Here is a 19,749-nt window from a genome sequence, read left to right as displayed (position 1 = left end):
CCTATAATTTATTTACTTGCAGTACATCAATTAATTTTTTCAACTGATTAACAAGTAATGTCGCTTCATTTTCAGTACAAACTGCTGTGAGTTTCATTTCAGATACACCACTAGTATCTCTTTCGTTTAAATGTAAAGAAGAAATATAATAACCACGCCGAGCAAAAATCCCACTTATACGTAATAAGACGCTTGGCTCGTTATGAATAACGAGTGAAAAAGTATGACTCATTCTTCCCACCTCTTCATAATCATTTCGTTATTCCCTTTGTTTGGCGGAACCATCGGAAATACATTTTCACCTTCTTCTACACAAAAATCAACTACGACAGGACCTTCATGAGCAAATGCTTCTAACATCACTTGTTTCGCCTCGGTTGAATTTGTCGCTCTTAATCCTTTCACTCCATAAGCTTCTGCCACTTTCACAAAATCTGGCGATCCAATTTTTGATTCTGACAAACGATTTTCATAAAACATTTCTTGCCATTGCCTTACCATCCCTAAAAATTTGTTATTTATAATAAATACTTTTACAGGGATGTTATTTTCAACAATTGTTTGTAATTCTTGAATGTTCATTTGAAAAGAAGCATCGCCTGCAATACAAATGACGAGTTCTTCTTCTTTCGCAAGCTGAGCACCAACTGCCGCCGGGAAACCAAACCCCATCGTTCCTAGTCCGCCAGATGTTAGAAAAGTCCGTGGGTTTTTCGCTTTATAAAAATGCGCAGCCCACATTTGATGCTGTCCTACTTCTGTCGTAACAATCGCTTCACCGTTCGTTAATTCACTTACTAGACTAATAACATGCTGTGGTTTTAACTCACCTTCTTTTTGATTGTAGGAAAGAGGATATTCCTCCTTCCATTCCTCTATTTTCGTAAGCCATTCATTTGTTTGTGTACGAATTGGCATATGTAACAACATGTGTAACGCTTTTTTCACATCTCCAACAATCGGATATTCCACAGTTACATTTTTATGAAACTCTGAAGGGTCTATATCAATATGTACCTTTTTCGAATGCGGAGAAAAGAGTTCTAATTTTCCTGTTACACGATCATCGAAGCGAACACCCAAAGCAAGTAGTAAATCACATTCTGTTACTGCCATGTTTGCAGCATACGTTCCATGCATGCCGAGCATTCCTAAAAATAACGAATCTCCCGGCGGATATGCACCAAGTCCCATTAAAGTGGAAACGACAGGAATACGATTTTCCCTCGCAAACTGAATAAGTTCATCAGAACCACCCGAATGAATGATCCCTCCTCCAATATAAAGAAGTGGACGTTTTGCTTCGAAAATTGCTTTAGCTACCTCTCTAAGCTTCCTACTGTCTGGCATAGGCTCTAGTTTATATCCTGGAATCTCAATTACTTCATTATAAAAACTTGTTACCTTTTCATTTTGAACATCTTTTGGAATATCAATTAATACTGGTCCCGGGCGCCCGCTTTCGGCAATGTAAAAGGCTTCTTGTACAATACGTGATAAATGATTCACATCACGAACTTGATAATTATGCTTCGTAACAGGTACTGTAATCCCGACAACATCTGCTTCTTGAAATCCGTCTTTTCCGATGAGAGGTTTTGCAACTTGCCCTGTAATAACAACTAAAGGAATCGAATCCATATAAGCATCTGCTAAACCCGTAACTAAATTTGTCGCCCCTGGTCCAGAGGTAGCAAAGACTACCCCGACCTTTCCAGAAGCTCTCGCATATCCTTCTGCCGCATGAATGGCAGCTTGTTCATGACGAGTTAAAACGTGCTTCAAACCACTTCCGTATAACGCATCGTATACTGGCAAAATCGCTCCGCCCGGATAACCGAAAACAGTCGTTACACATAATTTTTTCAAACATTGAATAACGTGTCCGGCACCTGTCACATTTTCACACTGTAACTTCTCACGTGTTGTATGCTGCTCCATTTTAATTAACTCCTCTCCCTATCTACAGTAAGCTCTCCGCCAGTCCTGGAACACGTACGCCTCTTTCTCTCGTTAACTTTTTAAATTCCTCTGTCAATTGTTTCGTTACACTTCCCGGTTTCCCATCTCCAATTTCTCTTGAATCAACTTTTACAACCGGAATTAATTCTGCTGCCGTTCCTGTTAAAAACACTTCATCAGCTACATATACGTCATGACGAGTAAACGGTCTTTCCTCACACCGAATATTAAGTCGCTCACATAGCTCGATAACACTATTTCTCGTAATACCTTCTAGCGCTCCTAAATAAGAAGGAGGTGTTAACACTTTTCCATCTTTCACAACGAAAACATTATCTCCAGATCCTTCACAAACATATCCTTGTTGATTTAACATAAGTGCCTCTAGCACTCCTGCTTGCGCCGCTTCAATTTTTACAAGTACGTTATTTAAGTAGTTCATTGACTTAATGCGTGGATCTAGTGCATCTGGCGTATTACGTCTTGATGCAACAGATACAACGCTTAATCCATTATCGTAAAATTCCTGAGGGAATAACTTTAATTGTTCTGCAATGATAATAACGCTCGGTTTCACACAACTTCTAGGGTCGAGCCCTAAGTCACCTTTTCCTCGTGAAACAATTAAACGAATGTAAGCATCCGCATACTCATTTTTCTGCAACGTTTGTAAAACCGCTTCTTCCATTTCTTCAACCTTCAATGGGATTGTAAGTAAAATAGATTTTGCCGATTCATATAATCGTTTTACATGTTCTTTTAAACAAAATACATTTCCACCGTAACTACGAATTCCTTCAAATACACCGTCTCCGTATAAAAAACCGTGATCATATACTGAAACAACTGCCTTTTCCTTTTCTACAAATTCCCCATTCATATAAATGTACTGGTTTCCCATCTCACATCGCTCCTCTTTTTTTCTCTCTATTTTTGCAATCTATTTCTATATCGATTGCTGAGATGAGTGTTTTTAACAGAATATTCAGTATATAAACCTTAAAAATATACTCGTCTCAACAATCGATTACATACATACTTGTAGCAATCCATTGCTGAGACGAGGGAATCGCGGTACCACTCAGCTTCCTTACACTTCTCACGAAATATAAGCTCTGCAAGTCCAATTAGACTTTTGTTTTTCTATCGGAAACAACTCCGCTACTTTTTACTAGTTTCAAAAGTAGTGCTCCGAGGTGATCTTCAATGATGAAATTGTTACCGCCCTCACAGCTTCTAGGCGGCTCTCTGAAACAATTTTTATCATTTACTCTCCTCTTCTACGCATTCTCTTATTCGATTTTTTAAAATAAAAACTCTCGCCTCAGCAATCAACTACTACAATTTAGTAGCTTTGATTGCTGAGGCGAGAGTTTCGCGGTACCACTCAGCTTCCTTATACTTCTCGCGAAATATAAGCTTTGTAGGTCCAATTAGACCCCCGTCCTTTTACCGGAGACGATGCCGTCGCCCTCTACTCAGTTTCCCTTTCGCAAGCGATGCTCCGAGGTGATCTTCAATGATTCGATTGTTACTACTCTCACAGCCTAGGAGCAGCTCTCTGAAACGATCATAACCATCTACTTTCCTCTTCTTTGCATATGCAACATATAAAGTTAGAAAATTCTTAATTAACTTTTATTTGTTAAACGTATTATAGGACGTTGTTCTTTTCATTGTCAACATGTTTTTCCAAAAAAAAAAAAAATAAAATTCAATCAATTCAAGAGAAGTCTATTTATTTTTTCTCAAAACAAAATCGGAATGAACTTCTTACACATACTCATATATTACTTAAGTATGTTCGCATTACTACATAAAAAAACAACTTAATAACATATAAAATTTTATGAGGAGATGAGAAAACTATGTTAAAAGGAAAAGTGGCATTAGTTACAGGAGCAAGCCGAGGAATTGGACGTGCTATTGCAAAACGTTTAGCAAACGACGGTGCATTAGTTGCTATTCATTACGGAAATCGAAAAGAAGATGCTGAAGAAACTGTTTATGAAATTCAATCAAATGGCGGATCTGCTTTTTCTATCGGTGCAAACCTTGAATCTTTATATGGTGTAGAAACCCTTTATAGTTCTTTAGATAGCGAATTACAAAAAAGAACTGGTAGTACTAAATTTGATATTTTAATAAACAACGCTGGAATTGGTCCTGGTGCTTTTATTGAAGAAACGACTGAACAATTTTTTGATAGAATGGTTTCAGTTAATGCAAAAGCACCATTCTTTATTATCCAACAAGCTCTATCTCGTTTACGTGACAATAGCCGAATTATTAATATTTCATCCGCTGCCACTCGTATTTCTTTACCTGATTTCGTTGCCTATAGTATGACGAAAGGCGCTATTAATACAATGACTTTCACACTAGCAAAACAGCTCGGAGCACGAGGAATAACAGTGAATGCAATACTTCCTGGATTTATTAAAACAGATATGAATGCGGAACTCTTGAGCGACCCAATGATGAAACAGTACGCTACTACCATTTCCGCTTTTAATCGCTTAGGTGAAGTAGAAGATATTGCCGATACCGCGGCATTTCTCGCTTCTCCAGACAGCCGCTGGGTTACTGGACAATTAATTGATGTTAGCGGAGGATCTTGTTTGTAATTTCTTAATCTACTTACGCAAAAAAAGCCAGCATTTTTGCTGGCCTTTTTCACTGTGTAAAACGATATCCTACTCCCCAAATTGTTTCGATATATGATTTATCGAATGGATCGAGTTCAATTTTTTGACGAATATTTTTCACATGTACAGCAACCGTTGCTGCATCACCAATGACATCCATCCCCCATACAGTTTCAAAGAGACGATCTTTACTAAATACTTGATTTGGATGTTCTGCCATACAAGTTAATAAATCAAATTCTTTTCCTGTTAACATGACCTCAGTTCCATTTACAAATACACGTCGGGCCGATTTATCAATAAACAATCCTCGAATACGAATTTCATCTTTTATTAGTTCTCGTTTTCCTGTTAAACGATCATAACGAGCTAGATGAGCATTTACACGTGCCACCATTTCACTCGGGCTAAACGGTTTTATAATATAATCATCTGCTCCAAAACCTAACCCTTTAATTTTATCGATTTCCTCTTGTTTTGCGGACACCATAAGTATTGGTATGTCCTTTTCCAATCGAACTTGTTTACAAATTTCATATCCATCTATTCCCGGTAACATTATGTCTAAAATTAACAAGTCATAATCCTCTAGAAGAACTCTTTGTAAACCTTTTTCGCCAGAGTAATCAATATCTACTGTATACCCAGCAACCTCTAAATAATCCTTTTCTAACTCTGCTATAATAGCTTCATCTTCAATAATTAAAATTCTTTTCAAGATGCTCTCCTTTTTCTAATTGATTTTTTGTAATGTAAATGCCAGCGTCGTTCCTTTACCTTTTTTGCTTTCTATCCAAATATCACCACCATGTTGTGTGATAATCTGATGTGCAATTGACAAACCAAGTCCGCTTCCACCTGTTTTAGAATTTCTAGAATGATCTGCACGATAAAACCTTTCAAATATATGAGGCAACGCCTTCTCTTCTATTCCTACCCCATTATCTTTTATGTAAATCGTTACATAATCAATAGATTCGGTCATGCGAATTCCTATATATCCTTCTTCTTTATCCATATACTTCACACTATTCCAAATGATATTTGTAATAACACGACGTAATTTTTCACGATCACCTTTTACCAAAATAGAAGTATCCTTTTGAGCATCCCATCTCACTGCAATTCCCTTATCTTGTAATTCAAGCTGTAGTTCTTCTATGCAATCAGATAAGTATTGATTAATTTCAACCTCTTCAAATTGAAACGGTTCCTCTTTTAAATCAAGTTTTGAAAAGAGAAAAAGCTCGTCAATTAATTGATCCATATCAAACACTTTATGATAAATAATCGTTAAATATTTATCTAATTGTTCTGGAGTTCGAGCGATACCCTCTTTAATTCCTTGTACATAACCTTTAATAGCCGTTATTGGCGTCCGTAAATCATGAGAAATATTTGAAAGCAACTCTTTACGATTTTTTTCATATTGCATTTGCAGCTCGACCGATTCCTTCAACCTGCCACGCATCTCTTCAAACGATAAACTTAATTCACCTATTTCATCTTTCGCAAGTGGCTTTACTTGAAAATCTAAATCACCCTTTTGAATTCTTTCCGTTGCCTGCTTTAATGAATGCAATGGTTTAATAATACTCCGTGATATAAAATATGTTAATATTCCATTCGTAATAATTAACCCAAGTATTAAAGAGAATACGAAATACGGGAAAAATTCTCTAATCATTTCTTCTAAAGGATTTACATACTCAAATACAAAAATACTTACCTTATCCTTCTCTTCATCGTAGTAATCAAATTGCTTATAGTAAAAAGAATTACCCTCTATTTTCACATCCATTCCTTTTCTTTGTCCTTCCGTTTCAAATGCGGGTAGGTATTTATCAAACGAAGAGATTTTAAAATATGGGGATGAATATGTAAGCTCATCATTTTTTCGAATTAGTAATCCTGCTTGATTATCGTTTAATTCTTTATCAGTTTCCTTTAAAAAATTTATATCCTCCAATTTATCTGGAGCATACGATGAAAGAATTTTCAACCTACTAAAAATATCATCTTCATCTTCTTTTGTACGAATAGCTCCCTCCTGCTCTTTATCAATGAGAGAATGACTATTTTGATTAAGACCAATGATTGCTTTTGCAATACGAATATCACCAAATAAAGTAACACTAATTAACATAACTGCTATACCGCAAAAAACGATTGGAATAATTACCATCGCAACATACGACAACAGCAATCTAATACGGATTGACATTACAGAACTCCTATGAACATTATAATTTTAGCTTGTTACAGAATTCACCGGAAACGAAACTTGACTCATCCAAATACCAGCTAATAATACGAGTATAGCTAGAACAATTTCTAAGAGCAATAAACGGCGATTAACTGTTCCAATATCGTTACCCCATGTTTTCGTTTGTCTCCATGCTACAATTGTAATTATACATACAGTAAGAATCTTTATATTTAAAAGGTTCGTCCATATTGAATTAAAATTAAAAAGTACCCAATTCCTTGTCTGTAAAAACACAATTAATTCCCCAGAAAGAAATGCTAGAATAAATGAAATACCAGCAATAATACTAAAATGTTTACGGAAACGCTTTTGATCAAATGTAATTTTGTATAATGTTGTCCACGCTATAACAAGAGCTAAATAAATAAGTGCTCCTAGCCACACTGCAATACTCATAACATGGACCATTCTAATTATAACTGCTGCCCAATTTGGATTAGTAATCCATACATGACCTGTGAAAGAAAAACTCGCAACAAGAAATCCCCAAACTAGCGCATACCATTCGTTCCCCATATGCTGCAAAGACATAAGAACTAATAATAGCAGTTGAATCATAATAATAACTGAAAATGGCGAATGAATAAGTAAACTCTCCTTCGGAATAATTGACTTATACACTATTAATTCGGCTATTAATCCTACTACAAGTATAGAGAAAAAAATCTTTTTCATATTCTTCATTCTTTGCAATATGGAAGGTAATCTATAACGTTTTACAAACATATCGAGCCACTTTACTCCTGCTCCAATTAAAATCATTCCCTCTACAATATAGCGTAGTGTTACTATCATAACATCTGAAAATACTGAGCCACTCCCACTCGCATTTCCCTCTACCACTACATTAGTTTGTACTTCTTCTCCAATTGAAAAGGGATAGCCTCCCTCACTCGGATGTCCGTCTGCAGAAATCATAGACCACCTTACTGTGTAAGTACCATTATTTAAGTTTGGTAATTTCACTTTTATTTTTGTTGGGTTATCTAATATTTCAACCTTTGATACTTGCACTCTCTTTGCACTTGGATCTAGCAGTTCAATATTGACTACATTTCCTGTAACTGGTTCACTAAATTCAAGAATAATCTGTTCCGGTTGTACTGTAAGAACCTCCCCCTCTTTAGGGGTGGCTCCTACAACACTTGTATGAGCAAATACACTACTATGAGAAAATAAAAATATACTTACACTTGTTAAAATAAATACTATCATTCTATAAAGCATGAAAACCTCCGTATTATTATTCTGGATGATTACCTGAGTGATCTCCGGTAGAAAATGGAGTAGTTACCCCCTCATAATTCATCATCGTATGCATCCCTTTTTCCGCATGAACGAGATGATGACAATGAACCATCCATAGTCCACTATTATTTGCCTCTAAAGCAATTTCATATTCTTCTCCCGGAAAAACATTAACTGTATCTAAGTAAATCGGACTTCCCTCCATTGGTTTACCATTTTTAGAAATAACTTGGAATGTATGTCCATGCAAATGCATTGGATGAATTTCTTCTCCCTTATTTTTAAAGCGAATCTTAACTTTATCTCCTTTCTCTACTTTAATGGGTGGAATATTAGGTGATGTCTTTCCATTAATCGTATACACCCATTTTTCTTGTCCATTTACATCTTTCACACCTTCTGCCAAATCCATATCATAGACCTTTGTAAACTTTGAATCTATCGTAAACTTGCCAACTTCTTTTTCTCCATATTTCGTAAAGTCAAACCATGGATAACTCTTTATATCAATAGGTTTTTTCGGCAAAGAACCGTTCCCAATAGTCGCCGTTAACATTCGATTCATTTTCTTAGATGGATCCACATTAATAAGTTTTACACTCGTTGTTTCCGGCATTTTAAAAACAAGGTCATAACGTTGTGCAGCTCCCATCGGAAGAATTGCTTTATCTAGCTCGTCCCCACCTTTTATATCACGACCATCTAATGCGATAATTTGAAATGGCGCCCCAACTAATGTCATTAAATGCGTATTATTCCCAGCATTAATTAAGCGAAGGCGTACTGTTTCACCTGGTTTTGCATCCAATCGTAGACCCTCACTTGTATCATTTAATGTAAATATATCGTAATCATCTCCATCAGATAAATCTTTGAGTTGATCATTACTTGGCATCATTAACGGGCCTTCTAAAGTTTGCGCCTTTTCATTTCGAATATGATTGCTAGGGTAGCTATCCCAATCTTTATCTTGTTCGCCATTATGCTTACGGGTTTTTATGGCTCCTGTTTTCCATTCATGGATCGCCACTGTATAATCCTTTTCATATTTTACAGCTGGTTTATTCGGTTCAATAACAATGGTTCCAAATAGTCCCCGTTCCGTTTGTATTGCACTTTTTTGATGTGAATGATACCAATATGTCCCTACCTGATCAGCATTAAATGCGTATGTATATGTTTCACCTGGTTTTATAGCATTTTGCGTAACACCTGGAACACCGTCTACCGCCGCAGGAACATCTAATCCATGCCAATGGATTGTAACGGGTTCTGGCAATTCATTTTTCAAATTTACAACAATACGTTCACCTTGTTTAACTCGAATTTGAGTACCCGGTGATGTTCCATCAAAGGTCCATGCATCTACCTTTTTCCCATCTCCCAAATCTAAACTTGCTACTTTCGCCGTAATATTAAAAGTTTTTGTAACCCTTTTTTTGGCATCTGAATTAGCAATAGATGTAATTGATTCTGAAGTAGATGTTGCATCTGTTAACTTCTTTTTTTCATTTGTACCTGGGTAATTATTTATTAAAAAATATCCAAAAATAACTAACCCTAATAGTAAGCATGCCGCAATCAATATATTTCTTAAATCGCTTTGTATAAATTCCTTTTTCATATTAGTCTCTCTTTCATTTTTTGTTGTAAACTATTAATTTTCATACGTGGATTCATTGCCTATCACCTCACATATTCACTTCGATTTACATCATAACACTCAGAAAAAAAGAAACTTTGAAGGAATTTTAAAGACTTTATAAAGAAATATATTTCAATTTTTCTTTACTTCTAAATCTTTTTTATTGCGTAATAAAAAAGATTGTATAATACTATATAAAACATATACATTTAGGAGGATTACAACAATGTCCGAAAAAACATACGAACTCGCAACCTTCGCAGGCGGTTGCTTTTGGTGCATGGTAAAGCCATTTGATGAACTTCCTGGTATTCATAAAGTACTTTCTGGCTATGCAGGTGGTCATGTAGAAAACCCAACATATGAACAAGTAAAAGCTGGTACATCTGGTCATTTAGAAGTTGTACAAATTACATTCGATCCTTCTATTTTTCCATATGAAAAATTACTAGATTTATATTGGCCACAAATCGATCCAACTGATGATGGCGGACAATTCTTTGACCGTGGTCCCTCTTATCGCACTGCTATTTTTTATCATAATGAAACGCAAAAAGAGCTTGCTGAAAAATCAAAACAAGCTCTTGCAGAAAGCGGTATGTTTAAAGAGCCAATCGTAACTGAAATTCGCCCGGCTGCACCTTTTTATGAGGCTGAAGAATACCATCAACATTTCTATAAAAAGAACCCAGAAAAATATGCTACTGAGCAAAAAGAATCTGGCCGTGAAGACTTTATAAAAGAAAATTGGCAAAAAAAATAATAAAAATGCATCGTACCTTTTAAGTACGATGCATTTTTATCTTTGAAAAAAGTACCATGCAATGATGAGAAAAACCGCTGTCAATGTCCAAAGTGCGATTTCATTTTTCACTCTACTCTTCTTCTTAGTCATTTCATTCCCTCCTAATAGCAATACAACATATTCAAGATTTCCTCTGTTTAATTGTCCATCTTATATACGTGAATACATCCGTACAAATTCTTATAACAAGACCACCAATGATTCCGATTGCAATTGAAATTACTAATGTCTGTCCAAAACTAAAAGTAGTTGTGTATGTTATGTAGAGAACAACGCATACAAGTAAAACATCCGGTAAAGAAAGCAAAAACTTTTTAAGCATTTCTTCAGCTCTCCTATGTCTTATTTATCTCTTCTACTGTAGCTTTGAAATAAGATTTGTTTAAAAATTCCATTTAGACCTTCATTTTACGGAAAAGAATAAGACCCCCTTTTGAAAAGGGACTCTTATGTACATGTTCTATTCCATAATTACTCCTAAAATAGAATAATATTACTAATGATTTGTTGTACATTAACTATTTGCCAGGCAATCGAATGTTGCGCCAACTACCTACATCGCATTGACCGTATGTATTATCACCTACTGCTACCACCGTGCCATCTAATTTAAGACCGACCGTATGCGCACAACCAGCTGCTACCGCTACAATATCGCGCCAATCACTTACATTACATTGACCATACTCATTCCAGCCTACTGCCACCACGGTACCGTCTGATTTAAGTCCGATTGTATGATTCGTACCAGCTGCTATTACCATAATATCTCTCCAGCTGCCTACATCGCATTGACCAAGTTTATTATTACCCACCGCCATCACTTTGCCATCCGATTTCAAACCAACAGTATGAAGGTAACCTGCGGCCAACTCCACCATTCCACGCCATCCACTTACATTGCATTGGCCATATCGATTATTCCCCACTGCCGTCACTGCGCCGTCCAATTTAAGACCGACTGTATGCCAATCACCCGCCGTGACCGCCACAATATTTCTCCAGCTACTTATATTACATTCTCCTTCTTTATTTCGCCCCACCGCTATTACCGTGCCATCCGGTTTAAGACCAATGGTACGACGCCATCCCGCCGCAACCGATACAATATTATGCCATTCGTTTACATCACATTGATCATGCTTATTCCACCCCACCGCTTCCACAGTATTATCACTTTTCAGAGCGATTGTATGAGCATTACCCGTGTTCGTCGCCATATGAACATTGCCCGCTGCGACTGCTTCAATATCACACCAACGGCTTACATTGCATTCTCCTTCTTTATTTCGCCCCACTGCCACAACTGTGCCATCCGATTTAAGAGCAACTGTATGACCACGACCTGCCGCTATCGTATCTTTAGGCCACCGTTTCACTTTTAACATTTCTTCTTTCGGTGAAATGTAATTCATGTTTTACCTCCTTGCATATAAGCAACTGTATCCAAATAGATATTTTATCTAATTTCATTATAAATGACCCGACTTTTTTTATAAATTTACAGCTATAAAAGAAGCCTATTATTACTTCTTCAAAAAATAAAAACCTCCAGTTTCAATACTAGAGGTTTTTTCTTTATTTCTTCAATCGTTCAATAAAATCGTTCAATTTATCAAGAGATTTCATATTCTGATTACAAGCTACACCATCTTTGCAAATATAGTTTCCCTTTTTAACGAAAGTTCCTTGTACATCACCTTTAATTTCAACTAAAAACATCCCTACTTCTTCATGTCCATGACATAATGAACAAATGCTCTTTTTATTTAAACTTTGGAACGTTCCTTGCAGACCAACAAACTTATTTTTATCATTTTTCGCTATAATAAATTTCCTGCTTGACCCTTTATCAATCCAGCTTAAATAAGATAATTCTTTCATGTCCAGTTCTTCCATATCAGGAAGTTTTAATTTTTTCGCTTTAGGAAATAATTTTTTTAATGTTTGCGCTGTAACTTCCTGAAACGGAATGACATACGGATTTATTTTCATTAAAAACGATTCTGCATCTTCTCTATTTTGAACTGTTAATACCGTATCAATTAACTCTTTTTGTTCATCCGTTAAATTCTCAAATACATGTATTATCTTTTCAATCGCTAGTGATTTTAACGCTTGAATTACACCTCTATCATTTGCCGTTGCATGCCCGTTTGCTAAAATATAAGCTTGTGACTTTATAAAATTGTATTGATCACTTCTAATAAAAGCTTCCATCTTTATCACTCCATACAAATTGTTGATCTAGTGTTATTGTATACAAAGATTCAGCTTTTTGATATGTAAAAGATAACTTAGAAACGAATATTACATACATCGATTATATTCTATCGCTTCATTTCCTGACAAAAGAAACCATCGTCTGTTTTCCATTCAGCATATAATATATCCTCAAATTTAGTAATCCCTCTTTGCTTTATTTGCTTATACAGCCATCCTTCATCAAAACCAGCTTCTCTCAAATTATCTTTCACTACTTTTCCATCACTAATTAATGAAATTGGTAAGTATACAGGCTTATGTTTTAAACTTAAATCATTTATGGTAGGAGATTCATATTTGCTCTTTTTCAGAACACTTATGTTTCCATTTGGTTCCAATATCATATATTCAACTTCTCTGATTGAAAAAATATCTTTTTGTTGTCTTAGCATTTGTTGTAATTGATTAATATCCAAATGATTCGATTTTAATTGCTCTCTGTCAATATGCCCATTACGAATGATAATAGAAGGGTATCCTTCAAAGAACTTTCTTGTCCCCCTAAATTTTTGTGTTATCACTTCTATTGCGTAAATTAACACTGTCCATACAAGTACCGCATATAAAATAGACCATACTCTCACTTCAGGGTCATATATCGTATTTCCGACTAATTCCCCAAGAACAATGGCAGAAATAAAATCAAATGGCGTTAACTGAGATATTTGTGTTTTCCCTAATATTTTAGTAGCAATTAATAAAACAAAAAAACCAACAAAAAGTTCTATCGTTATTTGCCCCAGATGATTCATAATCATTCACCTTTCTGTAATATGTAATATAACGTTTTTATTTCTATTCACATTTCTATACGATACAATTGTAATTCATTTTTTCTATTATCATGCCCATTCACACCCCGTATATCCAATACGGGCAAAGCAAAAAGAGTCTAGTTCAAAATGATAATTGAACTAGACTCTTTTGTTTTCATTTAGAATACACAATCTTTTTAATCGTTTCTCCGGAAAGAAAATACTCTTCTGCAAGTTGATGAATGGAAATTCCGCTTTTAAACGCTTCTTTAATAGCTTTGTTTCTTTCATCTAATTGTTTTCTTCCTCCAGATCGTGTACCCCATTTATAATGTTTCGTTTCTTGTTTTGGAATGTAAATTGTTTCACCTTGTATATACTTTTGAATTTCAGTAATTAAACTTTCTGGTAAAACCGTCGCGGCTTTAACGTATTTCATTTCTGCTCGCCCCTTATTTTTTATGGTTCATTTCAATAAGGTGCAAAGCCAAATATAAAAAATGATACGAGCTCATTTAGGCGATTGTATATTACTTGTCTACCTCACGCAAAGTATCGCCATTTCCATACTTGGCTTTGCATGAGACGCTGCAGTGTCTGGCAATTGAATTATAATCGCCATATAAACACCTCCTAATATACCTTTTGTATTTTATTATATGATAAATTCCTTCCCCTTGCATCCCCATCCTTTTTTAAGCATGAAATTACTTAGTTTGATATAATACTTTTTAGTCCAATCAAAAAGTATAGTGAGGTTGCTTTATGAAAAAGAAAATAATCATTACAATCGTTACATTATTCATTATTACTGTAGCATTGTTCGGAACATACAAATTGATGAACGCAAGAAGTTTTCAATTGTTTGGAGATGTAACAAACCGAGTAGAAACAAATGAAAAAGTGATTGCTTTAACTTTTGATGATGGCCCTACGAACAATGTAAAACAAATATTACCGCTACTAGATACATACAATGCAAAAGCTACATTCTTTTTAATCGGAAATGAATTAGAGAAAAACTTATCGTTAGGAGAAGATATCGTACAATCTGGACACCAAATTGGAAACCATACATACTCTCATAACAGAATGGTTTTTAAAACACCTTCTTTTATTAAAGAAGAAATAGAAAAAACGAATTCATTCATCCGCCAAACAGGATTTACAGACGAAATTGATTTTAGACCACCTAACGGGAAAAAGCTAATTGGTCTGCCCTATTATTTAAATAAAAACAATATCGAAACAATCACATGGGACCTTGAACCTGATACTTTTTATAAATCTGCGGCTGATAAAATTGAATATGTTAATAAAAATGTAAAACCAGGTTCTATCATTTTACTGCACTCTATGTACGATGATTCTAATGAAAATTTACAAACGATTAAAGGTATTTTAGACTCTTTATCTAAGAAGGGCTATCAGTTCGTAACAGTAAACGAACTGCAAAAAAGAGCAAAATAAAAAGTAGCGTATCATAGAGCGATACGCTACCTTTCTTTTTAAATAATGCCAAGTACATTTAAGAATACGATAATTATCGCAATTGGTGCGATAAAGCGAAGTAAGAATAACCATAATACGAACAGTTTATAGCCTTTATTTTTACTTACACCAAGTTCTTTCATTAATACATCTTTCTTCATTTTTAAAGGAACAAAGATGGAAACTAATAAAACACCAAGTGGCATTAGTACGTTACTCACTGCATAATCCGCTAAATCAAAGATTGTCTTTCCGAAAATCTTCAGATCACTTAATATACCAAATGATAATGCTGATGGTACTCCAACAACGAAGATTAATAACCCTACGATTAAGGCCGTTTTTTCACGTTTGCCTTTACCTTTTGATGTTAACGACGCAACACTAATTTCTAGCATAGAAATAGCAGATGTAATCGTTGCGAAGAAGAACAGCAATAAGAAAATAACGAAGAACACTTTTCCGAACGCCATTTTACTGAAAATAGCAGGTAATACGATAAATAATAATCCTGGTCCTTGAGATGGTTCTAATCCAAATGCAAATACAACTGGGAAAATTGCAAGTCCTGCAAGTAATGTAATTACTAATGTTAAAGCTACGATAGAAAATGCTGAACGCGGTAAACTTTCTTCCTTCGGTAAGTATGAACTATATGTTACCATTACTGCTACACCGACCGATAATGAGAAGAACGATTGACCCATCGCATATAAAATAACTTCTGATGTTACATGTGAGAAATCAGGTTGTAAGAAGAAACGAACTCCTTCTCCCGCGCCGTCTAATGTAAGAGCACGAACAATTAATACAAAGAATAAAACGAATAGCGCTGGCATGAAATATTTATTTACTTTTTCAACACCGTTTTGTACGCCTTTACTTACGATAAAAATAGTAATAAGAATGAATAATAACTGTGCTCCTACTGCTAAATAAGGATTGGAAATGATTTCACCAAACGTAGCTTCGTATGCGCCATTTCCTTCCCATAGTCTACCTGTAATTGCATTCCATAAGTATAATAAAATCCATCCCCCTACAACACTGTAGAAAGAAAGTAATATGAAACAAGTTACAATCCCTAATTTCCCTAACCATGGCCATAATGTTTTTGGTGCGATTTCTCTATATGCATCAACAGCCTCTTTTTGTGTACTTCTTCCGATAACGAATTCAGCTAATAATAGCGGTAAACCAATTAATAATGTGAAACCGATGAAGATAAGGAAGAACGCCCCGCCTCCTCCGATGCCGGCCATATAGGGGAATTTCCAAATCGCCCCAAGGCCAATTGCTGAACCTGCTGCAGCTAATACGAAACCTAATTTCGATGTCCATTGCTGTGAATTCATTTGTTAATCTCCTCTCTGTCTCTTTTTCTTTGTTTCAGTTCAGTATTTATATTGTTCTATCAATACTCTTTTCTAATACGTTCACTTCCTCCCTAATCATAAAAAACGCCCCTACGTAAATACGTAGGGACGACAAAAATATCGCGGTACCACCCTAGTTATGAAGATACAACAAAGTTAGGACCTAAATAAAAAACGTCCCTACGCAAATACGTAGGGACGATAAATTATCGCGGTACCACCCTAGTTATGAAGCCACAACAAAGTTAGGACCTAAATAAAAAACGTCCCTACGTAAATACGTAGGGACGATAAATATCGCGGTACCACCCTAGTTGTGAAACAATCTTCACCACTTTATTTGATAACGGTATAAACTACCGTCTTTCATTTCCTCACAATGTGAGATTTATGAAAGATGCTCCAGGACGAACTTCATGAATAATCTATATACTGATTCACACCAACCATCAGCTCTCTGAAATAGGGAGATATTCACTACTATACCCTTTCATTGCCCAAATATTATTTTCCGAATTGATTACTATCATTTTTATCACACATTAAAAATAGTGTCAACTTATATTTTGAATTTTTATGTATTACATTCTATTTAAAAAATGTAAAATATGACTTTTAAATGAATAATATTAGAATATTTATGTTCCATACTATATTAACTTCTCTAACAGGTTTATAGTAGTATACGATAAATGCAAGACAGCACGAGTAGGAGGAAAGAATTTTGTCTACTTCAAAAGTTTTAAAAGGTACTGCTTTATTAAGTGGTGCAACAATGATTTCACGTATATTAGGTTTTATATACTTCTTCCCTTTTCAACTATTAGTCGGAACACAAGGGGTCGCTTTATATGGATATGCATACTCTTGGTACGGTATTTTATTAAGCTTCTCAACAGCTGGTATTCCTATTGCCGTTTCCAAATTTGTTGCAAAGCATAATGCGCTCGGTGATTATAGTACAAGCAAAAAATTATACAACTCTAGTGTAAAATTAATGCTGTTTATGGGCTTCTTAGGATTTTTAAGTTTATTTATTGGGGCACCATACATATCACAATTTATTATTCGCTCGAAAACGCCAGACCCTCAATTTATCGCCGACGTAACACTTACGATGCGAGCATTAAGTTTCGCACTTATTATCGTACCAGCTATGAGTGTTACACGTGGTTATTTTCAAGGATTTCAGCATATGAAACCAAGTGCTGTTTCTCAAGTTGTAGAACAAATTGCACGCGTTGTTTTCATTTTAGTTGGTAGTTTTATCATTTCAAAACTATTAGGGGGTTCCGTAGCTTCTTCTGTTGCAGTTGCTACGTTTGGCGCTGTTATCGGAGCGCTTGCCAGCGTTTCGATTTTAATGTTGTACTGGAAAAAATATAACAGATTAAAGCCTCCCGAAGGAGAATTAAAGTCAAGAGCATCCAATATTCCATTAAAAAATATTTATATGGAATTACTTCGATATGCAATCCCAATTGTATTTGTCGGTATTGCAATTCCACTCTACACGTTAGTAGATCAATATACTGTAGCTGATGTCCTTAGGGCGATGGGCGAGCCGTTAGAAACAGCGAATGCAGTTTTCGCTTATATAACGAACTATGCCCAAAAGTTAATTATGATTCCAGCTTCTCTTGCAACTGGATTCTCATTAACGATCATTCCGGCTATAACGAAATCTTATACAAGCGGGAAACTAGAAGAACTACAAGAACAAATTGCAAAGATATTTCAAGTCTTATTATTCTTCACTATCCCAGCTGCATTCGGTCTTGCTAGCATCGCTTACGATGCATTCCGTATGGTTTATGTAAATCCTGAAATTGCACTTGGTGGATCACAATATTTAATTTCTTTTGCACCTTCTGCTATATTAAGTGCGATTTTCACAGTGTCAGCAGCTATATTACAAGGAATCGATTATCAAAGAAAAACGATGATCGCTTTCTCAGTCGGTATTCTCGTTAAAGTTTTAGTAAATACACCGCTCTTACATTTATTTGGCGGACACGGTGCTGTACTTGGAACAATTCTTGGATACCTCGTTTCCAATGCTATTATGTTGTACTGCATCATTAAGTTTGCGAAATTTAAAATTGGTGAGACAGCAAAAACAGTACTTCTTATTACAATTTACTCCGCTGCAATGTCTGCTGTTGTAATTGCATTAAAAGCGATTTTAAAATGGATGATTCCTGGACAATCCTATATGGAATCACTTCTTATTGTCTTTATATGCGGCGCTGTAGGAGGGATTGTTTATCTTTTATTCGTCCTAACGAGCGGACTTGCTTCACATATTCTCGGTGATAGACTTCAACGATTACCCATACTAGGTAAATTAGTCAAATAAAAAGAAGGGAGGTAACTCATTGTTACATCCCTTCTTTTTTACTTCGCATATTGAATACGTTTTTGTTGTTCCGCAATATGTAATTTTGGCGCATGGTGTTCTACTAAATGTAATAGCTCTTCAATTAACACTTCTAACTCCTGTACACTATACTCCGGTTTCCCTATTAACGTATTTGCCATACGCTCGTATAGATTTTCAGGCTTAATAATCATTCGTTCCACATTATGTGGCATCCATTTAAATGCCGGGTGATGTACATACATTTTATTCAAACCAAATAAGACCCCAAATATATTTCTTTGCACTTCACAAATAACATCATATAACATAAGCCAGTCTTTTCTTTTTAAAAGCGCCTCTCGATTATGCCAGCGATTACTTAACCAAAGATTTTCTGAAATCATCCGTTTCGCTAGGTCTTCTGGATATGCCACCACTCTATCTTTTAATTCATGTACTTTCTCTTCTCCATACAAACTAACACCATCATGAACGGATGATACGATACATTGTTTTTCATAACTTATATCATATTGATCCACCACATCCGAAATAACTTTCTCTACTGTTTCAGTTAAAAAGTTACTAATCTCTAATTTAATTCCCTCTTTTGTCAAATACGTTTCCGACCATTCTTCTTCCTCGTAAGGATAATATGACAAAATTGTTCCACCAATATGATTAATAGGCTCTTTACGATCCTCGTCCTCTGGTGGCATTGACCATAAAATATGTAATTCTATATCTGAATGTTCATCTTCTAGTTTTCTAGCTACTGAACCCGCTAAAATAATAGTCTCTACTTTCGGATTTCTCCTATAAATCTCCGACATTTCTATTGCTTTCTCTTTTAATCCCACTTCATTTCCCCCTATAATTGCAGTACACAGTTACCTTTTCATTTATCTATTTCGATATTATGC

Annotated in this window: 18 protein-coding genes and 3 other annotated features; of the genes, 4 read left to right on the top strand and 14 right to left on the bottom strand. The window is 35.4% G+C overall.

From position 1 onward, the window contains the following. Window position 1: 1 nt before the first annotated feature. From AC3WTA_RS16575 to ilvE, 3 genes are read right to left on the bottom strand one after another with little or no spacing between them, the layout of a single operon-like run. Window positions 2–232 carry an ACT domain-containing protein gene (locus AC3WTA_RS16575; protein WP_000019915.1) on the bottom strand — a complete coding sequence of 77 codons (231 nt, stop codon included), beginning with the start codon at window positions 230–232 and terminating at the stop codon, window positions 2–4. Then, window positions 229–1,941, bottom strand: coding sequence for an acetolactate synthase large subunit (gene ilvB / locus AC3WTA_RS16570; protein ID WP_000434920.1), 1,713 nt, complete (start codon window positions 1,939–1,941; stop codon window positions 229–231). The genes AC3WTA_RS16575 and ilvB overlap by 4 nt, the downstream gene beginning before the upstream one ends. A 22-nt stretch (window positions 1,942–1,963) precedes the next feature. Continuing rightward, window positions 1,964–2,863 carry a branched-chain-amino-acid transaminase gene (ilvE, locus tag AC3WTA_RS16565; RefSeq protein ID WP_000528128.1) on the bottom strand — a complete coding sequence of 300 codons (900 nt, stop codon included), beginning with the start codon at window positions 2,861–2,863 and terminating at the stop codon, window positions 1,964–1,966. A 152-nt stretch (window positions 2,864–3,015) separates the two neighbouring features. Beyond that, window positions 3,016–3,254: a binding site (T-box leader), on the bottom strand. A gap of 67 nt (window positions 3,255–3,321) precedes the next feature. After that, window positions 3,322–3,567 (bottom strand) — a binding site (T-box leader). A 263-nt stretch (window positions 3,568–3,830) separates the two neighbouring features. On the opposite strand from ilvE, the gene AC3WTA_RS16560 reads away from it, so the two are divergent. Beyond that, window positions 3,831–4,589 carry an SDR family oxidoreductase gene (locus tag AC3WTA_RS16560; protein WP_000911794.1) on the top strand — a complete coding sequence of 253 codons (759 nt, stop codon included), beginning with the start codon at window positions 3,831–3,833 and terminating at the stop codon, window positions 4,587–4,589. Window positions 4,590–4,638: 49 nt separating this feature from the next. Here AC3WTA_RS16560 and AC3WTA_RS16555 read toward each other — a convergent pair whose 3' ends face one another. Genes AC3WTA_RS16555 through AC3WTA_RS16540 form a run of 4 tightly spaced genes read right to left on the bottom strand, consistent with a single transcriptional unit; the run spans window position 4,639 to window position 9,751 of the window. Next, window positions 4,639–5,328: a response regulator transcription factor gene (locus tag AC3WTA_RS16555; protein ID WP_000821645.1), complete on the bottom strand. Its 690-nt coding sequence runs from the start codon at window positions 5,326–5,328 to the stop codon at window positions 4,639–4,641. A gap of 15 nt (window positions 5,329–5,343) precedes the next feature. Next, window positions 5,344–6,834: a sensor histidine kinase gene (locus tag AC3WTA_RS16550; protein WP_000027744.1), complete on the bottom strand. Its 1,491-nt coding sequence runs from the start codon at window positions 6,832–6,834 to the stop codon at window positions 5,344–5,346. A gap of 27 nt (window positions 6,835–6,861) precedes the next feature. Beyond that, the gene (locus AC3WTA_RS16545) at window positions 6,862–8,106 is read right to left on the bottom strand and encodes a copper resistance CopC/CopD family protein (RefSeq protein WP_000966896.1); all 1,245 of its coding nucleotides are present in this window, start codon (window positions 8,104–8,106) and stop codon (window positions 6,862–6,864) included. A 16-nt stretch (window positions 8,107–8,122) separates the two neighbouring features. Next, the gene (locus AC3WTA_RS16540) at window positions 8,123–9,751 is read right to left on the bottom strand and encodes a multicopper oxidase family protein (protein WP_000711351.1); all 1,629 of its coding nucleotides are present in this window, start codon (window positions 9,749–9,751) and stop codon (window positions 8,123–8,125) included. A 247-nt stretch (window positions 9,752–9,998) separates the two neighbouring features. Here AC3WTA_RS16540 and msrA point away from each other — a divergent pair, with 247 nt between their 5' ends. Further along, window positions 9,999–10,535 (top strand): peptide-methionine (S)-S-oxide reductase MsrA, encoded by a 537-nt coding sequence (gene msrA / locus AC3WTA_RS16535; protein ID WP_001291868.1) that lies wholly within the window; start codon window positions 9,999–10,001, stop codon window positions 10,533–10,535. Between the two features lie 163 nt (window positions 10,536–10,698). Here the strand turns inward: msrA and AC3WTA_RS16530 are convergent, their stop codons facing one another. The 5 genes from AC3WTA_RS16530 to AC3WTA_RS16510 form a co-directional block, all read right to left on the bottom strand. After that, on the bottom strand, window positions 10,699–10,899 hold the full coding sequence (locus AC3WTA_RS16530; protein WP_000913390.1) for a hypothetical protein: 201 nt from the start codon (window positions 10,897–10,899) through the stop codon (window positions 10,699–10,701). 196 nt (window positions 10,900–11,095) lie between these two features. Continuing rightward, window positions 11,096–11,992 carry an RCC1 domain-containing protein gene (locus AC3WTA_RS16525; protein WP_001106801.1) on the bottom strand — a complete coding sequence of 299 codons (897 nt, stop codon included), beginning with the start codon at window positions 11,990–11,992 and terminating at the stop codon, window positions 11,096–11,098. A gap of 163 nt (window positions 11,993–12,155) precedes the next feature. Continuing rightward, the gene (locus AC3WTA_RS16520; RefSeq protein WP_000387068.1) at window positions 12,156–12,797 is read right to left on the bottom strand and encodes a FusB/FusC family EF-G-binding protein; all 642 of its coding nucleotides are present in this window, start codon (window positions 12,795–12,797) and stop codon (window positions 12,156–12,158) included. 110 nt (window positions 12,798–12,907) lie between these two features. Then, window positions 12,908–13,594, bottom strand: coding sequence for a DUF421 domain-containing protein (locus AC3WTA_RS16515; protein ID WP_001015972.1), 687 nt, complete (start codon window positions 13,592–13,594; stop codon window positions 12,908–12,910). A 178-nt stretch (window positions 13,595–13,772) separates the two neighbouring features. Further along, on the bottom strand, window positions 13,773–14,036 hold the full coding sequence (locus AC3WTA_RS16510) for a CD3324 family protein (RefSeq protein ID WP_000878310.1): 264 nt from the start codon (window positions 14,034–14,036) through the stop codon (window positions 13,773–13,775). Window positions 14,037–14,362: 326 nt separating this feature from the next. Here AC3WTA_RS16510 and AC3WTA_RS16505 point away from each other — a divergent pair, with 326 nt between their 5' ends. Continuing rightward, the gene (locus AC3WTA_RS16505; RefSeq protein ID WP_000726878.1) at window positions 14,363–15,067 is read left to right on the top strand and encodes a polysaccharide deacetylase family protein; all 705 of its coding nucleotides are present in this window, start codon (window positions 14,363–14,365) and stop codon (window positions 15,065–15,067) included. Window positions 15,068–15,105: 38 nt separating this feature from the next. On the opposite strand, the gene AC3WTA_RS16500 is transcribed toward AC3WTA_RS16505, so the two are convergent. Further along, window positions 15,106–16,443: a sodium-dependent transporter gene (locus AC3WTA_RS16500; protein WP_001088179.1), complete on the bottom strand. Its 1,338-nt coding sequence runs from the start codon at window positions 16,441–16,443 to the stop codon at window positions 15,106–15,108. 301 nt (window positions 16,444–16,744) lie between these two features. Continuing rightward, window positions 16,745–16,967 (bottom strand) — a binding site (T-box leader). Between the two features lie 221 nt (window positions 16,968–17,188). On the opposite strand from AC3WTA_RS16500, the gene AC3WTA_RS16495 reads away from it, so the two are divergent. Continuing rightward, window positions 17,189–18,823, top strand: a complete 1,635-nt coding sequence (locus AC3WTA_RS16495) for a putative polysaccharide biosynthesis protein (protein WP_000107876.1) — start codon at window positions 17,189–17,191, stop codon at window positions 18,821–18,823. 38 nt (window positions 18,824–18,861) lie between these two features. Here AC3WTA_RS16495 and AC3WTA_RS16490 read toward each other — a convergent pair whose 3' ends face one another. Continuing rightward, on the bottom strand, window positions 18,862–19,686 hold the full coding sequence (locus tag AC3WTA_RS16490) for a DUF4037 domain-containing protein (RefSeq protein ID WP_000523206.1): 825 nt from the start codon (window positions 19,684–19,686) through the stop codon (window positions 18,862–18,864). Between the last annotated feature and the right edge of the window lie 63 nt (window positions 19,687–19,749).

The organism is Bacillus sp. EB106-07-01-XG149, from assembly GCF_058791555.1.
Note: the sequence above shows the minus strand (reverse complement) of the source record. Positions and strands in the feature narration are given on the sequence as shown.